The organism is Arthrobacter sp. FW306-04-A, assembly GCF_044358315.1.
GTDB lineage: Bacteria > Actinomycetota > Actinomycetes > Actinomycetales > Micrococcaceae > Arthrobacter.
In genome coordinates this window covers 3,980,007-3,993,103 of record NZ_CP084559.1, presented here as the reverse complement: position 1 = coordinate 3,993,103, position 13,097 = coordinate 3,980,007, and the positions used below count along the sequence as shown (strand labels likewise).

Below are 13,097 nucleotides of genomic sequence, written 5' to 3'. Positions count from 1 at the left end.
GCGTCAAGCGCTTGATGCCTTGTGGGGTGGGAACGGCTGGTTCCCGGCTACGATCGATGTATGGAATCGGCGGAACGAGTGCAACGAGCCCTAGTCCGTACGCAGCGCGTGACTGCGGCGATGGTGGCCTCGCTGGCAGGGGTTTCCACGGCCACGGTGTCCCTGGTTGCCAACGGGAAAACCCAGGGCAGGGTGTCCGAAGAGAACATTTCGCGCGTCCGCCAGGCCATCGACGAGCTTGGCTACGTGGTGGACGGCATCGGCAGTTCCTTGGCCAAGGGCGTGAGCTCGATTGTGATCCTTGTGGCGCCGGACATTTCCAACCCCTTTTTCGCGAAGGTCATTGCCGGGGTCCGGGAATCGCTTGGTTCCGATTACCAACTGCTGCTCTCAGTGACCGACGCCGGTGAATTCCCGCGCGCTGACGACGTCCGGAAGCTCCTTGCCCTTCGCCCTGCGGGCCTGCTGGTAGATGCACCCAACGCGGCATTCCTGGAGGAGCTGTCCGTTGCGGGGCCGCTTGTCCTTCTCGATGCCCCGGGCCTTGAAACGTACGCCCCGTCGGTGAACCTCGATGTTGCCCATGGCGCCCGTGAGTTGGCCGCACATCTTGCTGCCTCGGGGCACCAGCGCGCGGCCTACGTGGACAGCGTGACAGGAACGGCAACGTTTGAGGTGCGCCGGGCGGCGTTTTTGGATGAGGCAAGCGCTCGCGGTATTTCCGTGGCGGACGCGCATATCACCAGTACAACCATCGACGTCGGCGCTGCCGCCGCTGCTTTTGCAGGCGCCTGGCCGGAATGGCAGCAGGCCGGGGTCACCGCCGTCGTCTGCGGAACGGACACGCACGCCTATGGTGTGCTGCAGGAAGCCCGTGTGGCTGGTGTCCGGATCCCGGAGGAACTGGCCGTTGCCGGCTTCGACGATCTGCCGTATTCGGCCACGAGCAACCCGAGCCTGACCAGCGTGCATTTGCCGGCGACGGCGCTTGGGCTCAAGGCCGGCGAACAGCTCCGCGGGCTCATGGAAGGCCGTGTGCTGGAGCTGCCGCAGTTGACACTGGAAAGCTCGCTGGTGGTGCGAGGCTCCACGGCGTAACGTGCCTTAGTGGATGACGGCGAGCAGCACGCCCACCGACATGAACAACACGCCGAAGGTGCGGTTGAGGACTTTCTGCCCATGCTCATTGTGCGTGAACCGTTGGAATGAACGGGCCGCCAAAGCGAAGAAGAACCACATGACGCAGATGTCGATGAAAACGATCGTGGTGCTGAGGATCAGGTATTGCGGAATCAGTGGCTGCTCGGGACGGATGAACTGCGGCATGAAGGCCAGGAAGAAAACGATCGCCTTGGGGTTGAGCAAGTTGACCCAAACGCCCCGCTGGAACATGGACCATGCCGGCTCGTTCCGCCGGGCCTCCACTTTTTCCTTGTCCAGGTCCGGACGATGCAGGAACTGCCGGATGCCCATGTACACCAGATAGGCCGCCCCGGTGTAGCGGATCACGTTGAAGACCACGGGCGAGCTCGAGACCAAAACCCCCACACCGAGGGCCACGATCAGGATGTGGATGATCAGTGCCGCTTGTTGCCCCAACACTCCCCAGATGGAGCGGCGGAATCCCGAGTTGAGCGAATTGCTCATAGTGGAGATGGCGCCCGCGCCGGGAGTGAAGCTGATCAGGGTGCCGGCGCCCACCAGGGCCAGCCAAAGCGAAATTTGCACCAATCCAGCTTATGCCCGCAGGACGCGGTGCCCGAACGCGTGGCTACCAGAGCGTCTCGACCAGCGGGAACCTATGGAATTCCTGATCGGCCGTGATGACCACCATGGATTCCACGATGGCTTGCGCCGCGATCAGCCTGTCGAAGGGGTCCCGATGCTCCCAATCGAGATGCCCGGCCGCGAGTGCATGCACGCTCTTGATGGACAGTTCCTCGTTGCACAATTCGGCGACGTGACGCCCATAGCCCAGAAGGAGTCCATCCAAGCCCGGGAGCTTTCCCAGCTTGTGCTTGTAGCCGAGCTCGTAAGCGCTGGCGGATGATGCCACGAGACGGTTGTCGAAGGACTGGATTGCACGTCTCGCCTTGGGTGAGAGCTTCCGGGGTTCCGTGAGGGCCCAGATCAGGGCATGCGTGTCGAGGAGGTAAGGGGTGCTTCCCACAGCGCAAGTTCCTCCTCATCCATAGGCTCCAGGAAATTGTCCGGAAGTTGTCCTTTGACGAATCCAAGGCGGCGTTTGGTGGGTCGCTCGATCTTCACGATCCGGGCAACGGGCTTGCCCGCCTTGGCGATAACCACATCTTCACCCCGTTCAACCATGTTGAGGAGTTCAGAAAGGCGGGTTTTTGCTTCCTGGACGTTGTACTGTGCCATGTTGACCAAGTGTAGTTGGTCAACCCGTCCGGTGTAAGGTTCAGAACCGCGGTGGACGTTCCTGGCCGCTCCGCTCCGACGCCTAGCCACACTTGCCGAACTTCGAATGCACCCAGTGAGTCATGGTGCTTGGGAGATCGTCTCCCGATGCATATTGGTCAAAGTAGGAGTGCGGCCCCGCGGACATGTAACCGGTTTCGTCGATCCCAAAATGGCCGATCATGTGGAGCCCACGCTCTGCGGCCACCTTTTCCAACTGCTTCGCCTCGATGAAGATTGGCTGCTCATCGTAGAAGTCGTTCTCAGCCCAAATCCCGGCGTGGGCAATCGCAAAGTACCTGGTGCCCTCGAGATCCAGATGTTCGAGGATGGCGTCCTGGAAGGGTTTCAAGGTGCCTTCAAAGGATTCAGTGACAACTCTGATGCTCTCCAGCTGAAGCTCGGCGTCGAGGCCGATCACCACGAGCCTTGGGAACAGTTTTCCTTCTTGAACAATGAGCGGACGGGCGAGGAGCTCAAGGTCAAAGCCTGCTTGAATAATCATGTTTCGAGGCTATTCGCGGCTGTGGAACAGCGACAGGGGCTACTTTGGCTATGTGGACAACTGCCCGAGTTTAGCCGCCTTCACCAGGAGATACTGCCGCTCCTGAAGGCTTCCGGTCTTCTTCGCCGCGGTAAGAAAGCACTCGCGAGCCCCCACAAGCTCTCCGGACATTTCGAGCAGGTGCCCGCGAACGGCGTCGAGCCTGTGCCAGCTTTTCAACTCCACATCAAGCCCATCCAATAGCTCAAGGGCCACTCGTGGCCCTTCCACCATTGCCACCGCCACGGCCCGGTTGAGCGAGACCACCGGACTTGGGGCCATGGCTTCGAGAACCGTATACAAGGCGAGGATCTGCGGCCAATCGGTCTGGTCCGCGGAGGCCGCCTCGGCATGGACCGCGGCGATTGCGGCCTGCAACTGGTAGGGCCCCGGACGACCAAGGCCCAGCACCGTTGACAAGAGTTCAAGACCCTCGGCGATCTGCGCCGTGTCCCACAGCCCGCGGTCCTGCTCAGCGAGCGATACGAGCATGCCGTCAGGCAGCGACCTCGCCCGGCGTCGCGCATCGGTGAGTAGCATGAGGGCAAGCAGTCCGCCCACCTCGAGCTCGCCCGGGAGCAGCCCCCGCAGGAGGCGGGTAAGTCGGATGGCCTCCGCGGTGAGGTCTTCGCGCTGCATGGATGGGCCGGAACTCGCCGCGTACCCTTCGTTGAAAATCAAGTACAGGACGTGGAGTACGACGCCGAGCCGTGCCCCGCGCTCCGCGGCTTCAGGGGGCTCGAAATGAGCCCCCGCCTTCTTGATGCCCTGCTTCGCCCTGCTGATCCTCTGGCCCATCGTGCTGTCCGGGACGAGGAACGCGCTGGCGATTTCCGCCGTCGTGAGCCCTCCAACTGCCCTCAATGTCAGTGCCAGCTGCGAGGGTGCCGAGAGAGCGGGGTGGCAGCAGAGGAAAAGGAGGGTGAGGGTATCTTCTGCAAACCCGTCCGCGTCACCAACTGACGAAGGCTCCTCGCTGGGCGGCGGTTCCAAGGCTGCGGCGCGTTCTTCGCGAGCCTGCCGGGCACTCTCGCTGCGCCAGTGGTCCACCAAGCGACGTGTGGCGACGGTGAGTAGCCACGCCCTGGGGTTGTCCGGCACGTTGGAAGTGGGCCACTGTAATGCCGCTTCCAGCAGAGCCTCCTGGACGGCGTCCTCGCATTCGGCGAATTGGCCGTGCCTGCGCACGAGCACGCCGAGGACCTGCGGCGCGAGCGTGCGCAGCAGGTCCTCAAGCACCGGTTTCCTGGATGGATCGGCCAAACGCTAGACCTCCGGCGGCTGGTCCTGGACCCGGCGGAGTTCCACGACCGGCGCGTACTTCACGATGCTGGAGCAGATTTCCACGGCCCGTTCCTCGCTGGCCACATCCACCACCCAGTAGCCGATCAGTGATTCCTTGGCCTCTGCGAAAGGCCCGTCGGTGGTGATGACCCCGTTATCCGTATTCTTGACCAGTTTGGCAGTGCTGGCATCGGCCAATCCGGCGTTGAAGACCATCTCGCCTGAATCACGGAGATCCTTGTCGATCTGGATCATGAACCCGATCATTTCCTTGATCCATTCGGGATCGGCAGTCTCCATCATGCCCTCGGCGGAACCAAACATCATGATCATGTATTTCATCTCGAACTCCTTAAGAAGGGCGCCCCGTTTGGGTGCTTTCATCCATGGGTCGGAACCGCTGGCTGGTTTTCGACATGGGGTGGTGTAATTTCCCAAGAATAGCGTCACTCCAAGCACAGTTTTGGTGCCGCCCCCGGCCGCAAAGCCCGGAAACACGCGGCAGAACGTCGTGGGCAGCGACGAAAAGATGCGCGGAGTGACGCCCGCAACCGCGCCATCGTCCCGCTACGCGCGTGCGATGACTTCCCCGTTCGGGATCAGGAAGAAGCCATCATCAGTGGAGCCCCAACGGTGCCAACCGGCAGCAATCCGGGCCAGATCGGCCTCGTTGGCCAGCCCGTATTCCAGCGCTTGCTCGGCAAATGCCGAGTGCAGGACGCGCTCGCTCCACACCCGCGACTGCCAGCGGCGCTGCTGCGCGGTGGCGTAAAGCCAGTTGCTGCTTGAGGGAGCGACGTCGGTGAAGCCCGCCTGCTGCGCCCAGGAGACGAGTCGCCGCCCGGCGTCGGGCTCTGCTCCGTTCCGTCGGGCGATCTTCTGGTAAAGCTCCATCCAATCGTCGAGCTCGCGGACCTCGGGGTACCAGCTCATGCCGTGGAAATCGGCGTCGCGCACCGCCACGATGGCGCCGGGCTTTGCGACCCGCCGCATTTCGCGCAACGCGGCCACGGGGTCGGTCAGGTGTTGCAGGACTTGGTGCGCGTGGACGAGGTCGAAGGTCTCGTCCTCGAAGTCGAGATCGTAGATATTGCCGGTCACGAATTCCACGTTTTCCACACCGCGGCCGGACGCGAGCGAGGCAGCCTGGGCCACGATCTCGGCGGAACGGTCCAGCCCGACTACCTTCGCGGGAGCCACCAGCTCCGCGAAGTCGCAGGTGATGCTCCCAGGTCCGCATCCGACGTCGAGCACTGATGTCCCGGGGGTGAGATGCGGGATGACAAACGCGGCGGAGTTCTCGGCTGTCCGGGAGGCATGGGCGCGTACTACCGACTCGTGGTGGCCGTGGGTGTAGACGTCTTCAGGCTTCATAGGGAAACGCTACCCCGATGGAGTCGAAAGCGAGCGGAACTCCCCAATTAGCTCACGATTGTTGTCGTTCCGGGCTCCAAGTGGCATCTAATGCGGGGGGGCGGTGGGGACTAGTTCTCTCCAGCGCTTGTTTTCGATCCCTGACCTGCCACAATGGACCCATGGCCGCAGCGAGGTGGGGTCAGGGGTCGCAGTTGGGGCGCGGATCGGGCCTCGGCGGGCTGCGTGACGGACCATCCCCGGACGCCTTGCGTCGCCCGTTCTTCATCGCGGCAGTGGCCGTTTTCGCCGTCGTCGTCCTGGCTGAAATCGGCCTTTCGATCCTCCTCGGCGGGACCGCCATCGAGCCCGTTTCCCCTGACCAAGCGGACAAGCTCGGCGTTCCTATCGATGTCTTCCTCAAGACCCAACGCGCGTCAGCTGCGCCGCCGGGCGCGGGAATCGGTTTCCTGGCGTTCCTGGACGGGCTGTTGCTGTTCACCGTGGTGATGCTCGGGCTCAGCCTGATCATGGACCTCAGGGTTTACGGACGGGTTCAAGGCATCGTCACCTTGATTGTCACGTTTATCTGGGTGGTGGGCGCGTTCTTCACAGCCCTCCTGGCCTTGGCAAAGCTGTTCCTGATGTTCGGCCTGTTCGTGGCCGCACCCTTCGGGACCATTGCCTACCTGGCGTTATGGGGGAGTTTTCCCACGAGCCAGGCCGCGGCCATCCTTGCCCTCCTGCTGCTGCTCAAGATCCTCTTCGCGGTGCTGCTCGTCCTGGGCCAGCCGAAATTCCTGAAGGTCACCGGGCTCGTGGTGCTGCTTCTGGTATCGGTGATCCTGCAGCTTATTCTTGGCCTCATCCACGGATTCCTCCCAGGCCCGCTCGTGTCTATCGGGGATCAGTTCTGGGCGCTCATCACGGTGGTGGTGGCCTTGGTGTGGGCGCTCATCATGCTCATCGGATCCATCCCGGCCATCATCAACGCGCTGCGGGTCAGCGGCTCGGCAGGTGACTGACATCCTGGACGCTCGCATCAGGTGAGTGAGCGTCGCGGGAAACGCGACCATAGGTGAGTGAGCGTGGCGAGAGGGTTTACTCCTGCGGCCGGTTCCGATAGGCGGCCAGGAACGTGGCGATCCTGCGCACGGCCTCCTCGATCTCCCGGACGGAGGGCAGGATGACGAAACGGAAGTGGTCCGGGGTTGGCCAGTTGAAGGCCGAGCCGTGGGAGACCAGGATCTTCTGGTCCTGCAGGAGGTCCAGGACGAATTTCTCGTCGCTCTCGATCGGGTAGATCACAGGATCCAGCCGCGGGAACAAATACATGGCCCCGGCCGCCGGAACGCAACTCACCCCCGGGATGGCGGTCAAGAGCTTCAACGCCAGATCCCGTTGTTCCCGGAGCCGCCCGCCCGGCCTGATGAGTTCTTCGATGCTCTGGTAGCCGCCCAAGCAGGTTTGGATGGCGTGCTGCGCTGGAACGTTTGAGCACAACCGGAGCGAAGCCAGGAGCTCCAACGCCTCACGGTATTCGGCGGTGGCAGCGTGCGGACCGGTCACTGCGACCCACCCCGCACGGTAGCCGGGCATCCGATAGGCCTTGGAGAGGCCGCTGAAAGTCAGGACGCAGATATCGTCTGCCACGGAAGCGGTGTGGATGTGTTGGGCGTCCTCGTAGCGGATCTTTTCGTAGATCTCGTCGGAGAACAGGACCAGATCGTGTTTGCGTGCCAGTGCCGCGAACTGCTCCAGGATGTGGCGGGGGTATACCGCGCCCGTGGGGTTGTTCGGGTTGATGATGACGATTGCCTTGGTGCGCTTGGTGATCTTGGCCTCGACATCGGACATGTCCGGCCACCAGTTTTGGCCCTCATCGCAGAGATAGTGCACCGGATTACCGCCAGTGAGCGTCACCGTGGCTGTCCATAGCGGATAGTCCGGCGCAGGGATGAGGACCTCGTCGCCGTTCTCCAAGAAGGCTTGAAGCGTCATGGAGATCAGTTCGCTGACGCCGTTACCAATGAAGATGTCCTCGACGCCGATATTCATCAGGTTCTGGGTCTGGTAGTACTGCGAAATCGCGGTCCGCGCGGTGAAGATGCCCTTGGAATCGCTGTACCCCTGGGCGCCTCGCAGGTGGTGGATCATGTCCACCACAACGGACTCCGGCGCTTCCAGTCCGAACGGCGCGGTGTCTCCAAGGTTCATCTTGAGGATGCGGTGCCCTTCGGCCTCCATGGTCTTGGCCGCCTGGAGGATGGGGCCACGGAGTTCGTAGCGGACGTTCTTTAGTTTGCTGGAGTGCTGCATCGGACGCATGGTTGATCTTTTCATGGGCGGCACTGTTTTCGGCACCGGATTACACCCGGCACCCAGACAGCACTACTGCTTGATCGCGCAGATCTGCGGCTGGACGATGCAAATGTTGATCGGATTTGGTTCGATGATGATGCCCCGGATTTCTGTGCGGACCAATACCAGGGCGTTTTGGTTCACTTTGCTTCCGACATCGGGGTTGACGCCCACCACAACGCAGCTTTGCAGGAATCCTGCGGGCGAGGCCTGGCACATGGAGCCCTGGGTGAAATCCAGCTGGATTTTCGCGGTCTGGAAGGCTGTCCGGGCATTTTCGATCCGCGAGCCCAGGACCGCAGGCACCACCGATTTCACCGGCGTCGCGATCTCCAAGTTGACCGTGGAACCGCGCCCGGCGGACTTGCCGCCGTCGGGCGTTTGCTTCACCACCGTGCCTGCTGTCTGCGCGCTCTCTGTTTCCGTGGTGCTCACCTTGAAGCCGGCGTCCTCGAGCATTTTTACCGCTTCCGCCTGCGGCCTGCTTTCGACCGAGGGAACCGTTGCGTCCTTGAGAAGGAACCAAATCACCCCACCAATCGCCGCCAACAGCACGACGCCGCCGATGATCACCCACAGCCACGGGAATCCGGGCCTCGGCTTGGGCGTTTCGACGGGCTTGGTGACGGTCAGCGTGACCACGTGGGCCTGGTCGGCATAGTCCTCAGGGGCGTCGTCGGCGGAGTACGCGATCAGTTTCACGGGATATGAGCCGGGTGCGGCACCGGTAGTGTCGAAATTGACCAGGTATTGCTCCGTGGCTCCGGCGGCGATGGTCCGCAACGGAGTGGGGATGGTGGTGTAGCTCGGCGACGGCGGCGTGCTCTCCATACCAGGAAAGGCCCCGAGCACCACGCGTTCAGGGCCGGGAGCTCCGTTGGTCACAGACGCCGTGAGGGAGCCTTTGCCGTCCTTGAGCTCCACCGTGGGAGAACTCAGCGTCATGGTGATGGTGCTCATGCGACAACCGCCTTTCGGGCAAGGGCAATGGAAAAGGTGATAGCCACGTCATCCGCCTGCTTCCAGGAGCTTCAGCGCACACGCGCCAACCACGCGGCAGGTGATTCCGAGCTGGCCTCCGGAGGTGCCGAAGGTCAGGCTGACAGTGTCGCCTGCGGAGACGTCCTGCTCTGTTCGCGTGCCTTCCACGACGAGGGTCACGGTGACTGCCTGCTGGGGAGCCAGCCGGGCACGCTTGGTGGGGTTGCCCAGATCGAACAGGCCCCCGAATTTCCTGACCTCGAAGACGCAGCTTCCCGCCACCAGCAGCTGTGTTGCGGCCGCGGAGCATTGGCCGCCCGGGGCAACAAGATCGGAGGCTTTGAGTGTCCCCCCTGCAGCAGCCTGCGAGAACCCCGCTTGCCAGCTGGCCGCCGCGTTGTTGTTCCCGCCGCCGCAACTGACGCCGAAAACCAGCACGAGCACGGCGATGACACCGCATACGACCACCGCGATGATGGGCTTCCGGTTCTCATCGTTCACGCGTCCATCACCGCGATCTCGTCCGTGACGTGGGCAGGCTTGATGCCCTTGACGATTTTGCGAATCAGCTCCACTTGCCCAGCGGCAGCCGCGGGGACCAGAACCTTGATGTGGAACTCGCCCGGGACGGATTCGACGCCGAACCCCGGGACCCCGGTGGCCAGCTGCAGGAAGCGGGTAAGGCCGTCCACGGTGCCCCGGCGCGCGGACAACGAGGCTGCGCACGCAATCAGGTCCCGTTGCCGGGCCACCGGGACTCCCGCCGCCGCGGAGTCCATGGATTCCGGGCCTGGTAGGGTCAGCCAGTCCAGGTCCACCCAGCGCGACAGGAAGGGAATGAACAACGACGGCGAGCGGCCGGGATCAGGAACGGTGTGGATGCGGTCCAAGACGTCCCGGACCGGCTGTTGCATGTCCTCCGCCACGGCGATGAGGGCCTGCAGCGGCGTGCTGGTTTCAGCCGCCACTTGGTAGATCTCGGGCAGGACCTTCAGCATTGGGGAGTTACGCAGCACGGGTTCAACCATTGCCATGCACCACTTCGATCCGGTGGTCGCCCGAGCAGAACAGCCACGTGTTCGGGAGGGTCACGACGTCGTCAACCATGCGCCGCGTGCAGCTCGCCCAAGACACTGCGTTATCCGTACTCCGGTAGATCCCCTTTGGGCCGGCTGCGAGCACAAGCTGCGTACCGTCGTCGCGCACTACGCCGGACACCGCGCGGACAGGCTCGAAACGCGTCCTGTCCCGCAAGGGCAAATTGCAGTTCACGTCGGGCACGCTCCACTGCGCGGAAGCCTGGCCGAGCCGGAGGCGCAGCACGCCGCCGCTCTGGGTGGCAGCATAGGCGGCATTGCCCATCACATGGACACCCCAGCAACTGCCACCGGTCCAGCCCGCGTTGAACTGTTCCCAGGAAGCCATGAGGGCGGGGTCGAACTGGGTGCGGGCGAGTTCGTCGATCTTCAGGCGAAGGCAGCCCGTCCCTGTACCCTCCGGCACGGAACGGCCGAGCCAGACATAGCTTGCGCCGCCGTCGTACTGAATCGTCATGCAACGGATGTCCTCGCCCGCAGATTTGATCTGATGGAAGCTGCCGGCCGCCCCGGCGTCGGGGGAAAGCCAAATGCCGGCGGAGGCTTCAGCCGCCACCACCACACCGGTGCGTCCGCGCACGTCCACGAGTGCGTCCACCGCGTAGAAGCCGCGGTCCGGCTGGCTCGCGTCCACAACGTTTTGGACCGGGATGGCGCCCTCACCCATCGGCAACTCATAGAGTCCGTGCTCGCCAGCGAGCAGAAGTACCGGGACTCCCTGCCGGTCCACCCAACACAAGTCCGCGACGACGAAGCCCAGTTCCGCGGCCCGCCGCCAGGATTCGCCGAGGTCCTCGCTGACGTAGATGCGCGAGCCCGTGGGGGTCACGGTGCTGACTGCCACCATGCCGGGATGCTGTCCGGGACCGAAACCGCTAGGGCCAAAGCCACCGGCGCCGAAGCGGCCCGGGGCCGGGGAACGGAAAGGGGCGATGGACCTCACCGCTTCGCTTGCCGTCCCCGGGCCGAATTCGGCGCAGGCCTCCCAGCCATCGCCCGCGTTGGTAGTGCGGAAGAGGGTGCTGTCCCGGGCGACGAACCAGGTGTTGTCCTGTCCCTCGGCCTGCACCAGCGCCAGGGCATCGGTGTCCGGAACCTTGTCCACTTCGAGCCGCACCCGGTCCACGTACTGGACTCCGGGTTCGGCTTCCTCCATGGCGCGGTAGAGGTTGGAGACGCGCAACGGCTTGCCGAAGCCCGAACCGTAGTTGGAAGAGCTCGAGCTGAGGGGACTGATCCCTTCTGCGAGCCGGCCCACGATCCTTGACTTCACGGCCTCGGCGTCCTCATCGGGCCGGACCACGATCCTGGCGTCTACCAGCACTTGTTTATAGAGGCCCCATCGGACCACGGGCTCTGCCCCCACGGTGGAGCGGCGGCGCAAGTACTGTTCAACCTCGAGCCGGACGCTTTCACGTGCCTGGGCATTCAGCTCGGCGGCGCGCACAGGAACCGGTGCGGCAGCGGGGGAGCCGGGATTTGCCGGACCGCTGTTGGACCCGGCGCCAGCGTCCTCGGAAGCCGGAGCACCCGGCACGAACGGCACCAGCACTACCTCCACCTCACCGGGTCTGGCGAAAGCCCAGATGTCCCGCCGCGTGAACGCACGCGCCCTGGCGACGCCACCATGACGCATGGCCAGGACCTCGTAGTCGCGCACAGTGACAGCCCTGTCCCGGGCCTGGAAATCCTGCGGTGCCCGGCGGAGCGCATTCTCCAGCGATTCGCCGTCGCGGCCTCCGGTCGCGGGTTCCTGGTTGCTGACCTTCAGCCCCGGGATCGGGGTGCGCATGACCGTCAACTGGCCGGCGCCGACGTTGCCGCGCAGGCCTCCGCCGCCGCGGTACCAAGCGCGCACCTCGGCTCCCGGACCGGGAACAACTGCTGTCCGCGCTACGGACTCTTCGTCCCACCATGCGAACATCGCGACGCCGGCACTCCGGTCGATCCGGACCGGCGCCTCATCCGGGCCGGCGTCTGCGAAGGCCTCAACTTCGCGGCAAAACCGGAAAGGCTTGCCATCTACCAGGACCGCTTCGCCGCTGCTCAGTTGGGTGCCCGCGGGGACTTCTATGGCGATGGACAGGCCCGCCCCGGAGACGATGGGTGCGTTGGGAATGACGAAGCTTTGGCCCGGGCGTCCGGTTCCGACGCCGATGGGGACGGCGTCGTACAAGGTGACATCGGCTGCCGGGACCTGCACACTGGACTGGCCCGCCGCCAGCACGGACGCCGTCGTCGTCGTGAATACCGGTTGGGGGGCGCCGGGCACGCCGGGCGGGCAGCTGACCTGGGTCCCGCGGGGGATGCGGATGTCCTGGCTGTCCGTACTGCTTCCCGCCGACGATCGGGTGAACTCGAGGACGGTTTCGGCGGTGCTGGGCGGGTACAGGCTGGTGCCGAGAAGGTTCAAGTAGACCGCATACAGCTTTTCCGGCACCCGGTTGAGCCGGTACATCAGGGTGTCCGTGAGGTAAGCGAAAGCCTCGAGGATGGTGATGCCGGGATCATGGACGGAGAGGTCCGTCCAATCCGGGGCGATCTGCTGGATGCGCTCGCGGGCACCGGCCACCAGGTCCGCGAAGCTGCGATCGTCAAGATTCGGCACGGGGATACTCATGCTGCACCTCCGGAATCGACAGGCAGGGCGATGACGAGCTGGTCCTCGAGCTGGGTGGAACGGACCCGGTATCGCAACCGGACCTCCAGCACTTCAGGGCTTTCGGGCGAGCGGGAGGAATCCAAGGACAGGACCGTGATCCGCGGCTCCCATTGCTCCACGGCCCGGGCCACATAGTGGATGGCCAAGCCTGCGGTGGTGTCATCCGCAGGCGCGAAGGCGAGCCGGAACAGATGGCAGCCGTAGGTGGGTCGGTTGACGCGCTCGCCGGGCCTGGTGCTCAGCAGCAGGAGGAGCGCCTGGCGGACCGAAGCTGCATCCGTGACGGTGGCGAGCCGTCCGTCGGGCGTCAGCCGCAGGCCGGGAAGGCCGGTGGCGGCGTCGAAATCCGGGTGGACGAAGGCCACCGACTTGTATCTGGGGATGCTCACGGCTG

15 protein-coding genes are annotated in these 13,097 nt (G+C 64.0%); 2 read left to right on the top strand and 13 right to left on the bottom strand.

Annotated elements, in window-relative coordinates:
* The first annotated feature begins 60 nt into the window (after positions 1–60).
* Positions 61–1,098 carry a LacI family DNA-binding transcriptional regulator gene (locus tag LFT43_RS18625; protein WP_395799369.1) on the top strand — a complete coding sequence of 346 codons (1,038 nt, stop codon included), beginning with the start codon at positions 61–63 and terminating at the stop codon, positions 1,096–1,098.
* Positions 1,099–1,104: 6 nt separating this feature from the next.
* Here LFT43_RS18625 and LFT43_RS18620 read toward each other — a convergent pair whose 3' ends face one another.
* The 7 genes from LFT43_RS18620 to LFT43_RS18590 form a co-directional block, all read right to left on the bottom strand.
* Positions 1,105–1,728, bottom strand: a complete 624-nt coding sequence (locus LFT43_RS18620; protein ID WP_184739645.1) for a LysE family transporter — start codon at positions 1,726–1,728, stop codon at positions 1,105–1,107.
* Between the two features lie 43 nt (positions 1,729–1,771).
* A complete protein-coding gene (locus tag LFT43_RS18615; protein WP_395799367.1) occupies positions 1,772–2,170 on the bottom strand; it encodes a type II toxin-antitoxin system VapC family toxin in 399 nt (132 codons plus the stop codon).
* Positions 2,131–2,382: a type II toxin-antitoxin system Phd/YefM family antitoxin gene (locus tag LFT43_RS18610; RefSeq protein WP_395799365.1), complete on the bottom strand. Its 252-nt coding sequence runs from the start codon at positions 2,380–2,382 to the stop codon at positions 2,131–2,133. Before LFT43_RS18610 ends, LFT43_RS18615 begins: the two co-directional genes overlap by 40 nt.
* Positions 2,383–2,464: 82 nt before the next feature.
* Positions 2,465–2,926, bottom strand: a complete 462-nt coding sequence (locus LFT43_RS18605) for a hypothetical protein (protein ID WP_395799363.1) — start codon at positions 2,924–2,926, stop codon at positions 2,465–2,467.
* 48 nt (positions 2,927–2,974) lie between these two features.
* Entirely contained in the window at positions 2,975–4,204 is a 1,230-nt protein-coding gene (locus LFT43_RS18600; protein WP_395799361.1) for an RNA polymerase sigma factor, read from the bottom strand.
* A 27-nt stretch (positions 4,205–4,231) separates the two neighbouring features.
* Entirely contained in the window at positions 4,232–4,591 is a 360-nt protein-coding gene (locus LFT43_RS18595) for a YciI family protein (RefSeq protein WP_395799359.1), read from the bottom strand.
* A 225-nt stretch (positions 4,592–4,816) separates the two neighbouring features.
* Positions 4,817–5,623 carry a methyltransferase domain-containing protein gene (locus tag LFT43_RS18590; protein WP_395799357.1) on the bottom strand — a complete coding sequence of 269 codons (807 nt, stop codon included), beginning with the start codon at positions 5,621–5,623 and terminating at the stop codon, positions 4,817–4,819.
* Between the two features lie 161 nt (positions 5,624–5,784).
* Between LFT43_RS18590 and LFT43_RS18585 the strand changes: the two genes are divergently transcribed.
* On the top strand, positions 5,785–6,627 hold the full coding sequence (locus LFT43_RS18585; protein ID WP_395799355.1) for a hypothetical protein: 843 nt from the start codon (positions 5,785–5,787) through the stop codon (positions 6,625–6,627).
* Positions 6,628–6,703: 76 nt separating this feature from the next.
* On the opposite strand, the gene LFT43_RS18580 is transcribed toward LFT43_RS18585, so the two are convergent.
* The 6 genes from LFT43_RS18580 to LFT43_RS18555 form a co-directional block, all read right to left on the bottom strand.
* On the bottom strand, positions 6,704–7,930 hold the full coding sequence (locus tag LFT43_RS18580) for a pyridoxal phosphate-dependent aminotransferase (RefSeq protein ID WP_395803161.1): 1,227 nt from the start codon (positions 7,928–7,930) through the stop codon (positions 6,704–6,706).
* 63 nt (positions 7,931–7,993) lie between these two features.
* Positions 7,994–8,923, bottom strand: a complete 930-nt coding sequence (locus LFT43_RS18575) for a PASTA domain-containing protein (RefSeq protein WP_395799353.1) — start codon at positions 8,921–8,923, stop codon at positions 7,994–7,996.
* A gap of 48 nt (positions 8,924–8,971) precedes the next feature.
* Positions 8,972–9,445 (bottom strand): hypothetical protein, encoded by a 474-nt coding sequence (locus tag LFT43_RS18570; RefSeq protein WP_395799351.1) that lies wholly within the window; start codon positions 9,443–9,445, stop codon positions 8,972–8,974.
* A complete protein-coding gene (locus LFT43_RS18565; RefSeq protein WP_395799349.1) occupies positions 9,442–9,978 on the bottom strand; it encodes a phage tail protein in 537 nt (178 codons plus the stop codon). Before LFT43_RS18565 ends, LFT43_RS18570 begins: the two co-directional genes overlap by 4 nt.
* Entirely contained in the window at positions 9,965–12,661 is a 2,697-nt protein-coding gene (locus tag LFT43_RS18560; RefSeq protein ID WP_395799347.1) for a baseplate J/gp47 family protein, read from the bottom strand. The genes LFT43_RS18565 and LFT43_RS18560 overlap by 14 nt, the downstream gene beginning before the upstream one ends.
* Positions 12,658–13,092 carry a GPW/gp25 family protein gene (locus LFT43_RS18555; protein ID WP_395799346.1) on the bottom strand — a complete coding sequence of 145 codons (435 nt, stop codon included), beginning with the start codon at positions 13,090–13,092 and terminating at the stop codon, positions 12,658–12,660. The genes LFT43_RS18560 and LFT43_RS18555 overlap by 4 nt, the downstream gene beginning before the upstream one ends.
* Positions 13,093–13,097: the final 5 nt, after the last annotated feature.

Bases quoted from the DNA above. Each gene is read 5' to 3' on its own strand.
- LFT43_RS18625 (WP_395799369.1), top strand. From the start codon at position 61: ATGGAATCGGCGGAACGAGTGCAACGAGCCCTAGTCCGTACGCAGCGC.
- LFT43_RS18610 (WP_395799365.1), bottom strand. From the start codon at position 2,382: ATGGCACAGTACAACGTCCAGGAAGCAAAAACCCGCCTTTCTGAACTC.
- LFT43_RS18605 (WP_395799363.1), bottom strand. From the start codon at position 2,926: ATGATTATTCAAGCAGGCTTTGACCTTGAGCTCCTCGCCCGTCCGCTC.
- LFT43_RS18595 (WP_395799359.1), bottom strand. From the start codon at position 4,591: ATGAAATACATGATCATGATGTTTGGTTCCGCCGAGGGCATGATGGAG.
- LFT43_RS18590 (WP_395799357.1), bottom strand. From the start codon at position 5,623: ATGAAGCCTGAAGACGTCTACACCCACGGCCACCACGAGTCGGTAGTA.
- LFT43_RS18585 (WP_395799355.1), top strand. From the start codon at position 5,785: ATGGCCGCAGCGAGGTGGGGTCAGGGGTCGCAGTTGGGGCGCGGATCG.
- LFT43_RS18580 (WP_395803161.1), bottom strand. From the start codon at position 7,930: ATGCGTCCGATGCAGCACTCCAGCAAACTAAAGAACGTCCGCTACGAA.
- LFT43_RS18575 (WP_395799353.1), bottom strand. From the start codon at position 8,923: ATGAGCACCATCACCATGACGCTGAGTTCTCCCACGGTGGAGCTCAAG.
- LFT43_RS18565 (WP_395799349.1), bottom strand. From the start codon at position 9,978: ATGGCAATGGTTGAACCCGTGCTGCGTAACTCCCCAATGCTGAAGGTC.
- LFT43_RS18560 (WP_395799347.1), bottom strand. From the start codon at position 12,661: ATGAGTATCCCCGTGCCGAATCTTGACGATCGCAGCTTCGCGGACCTG.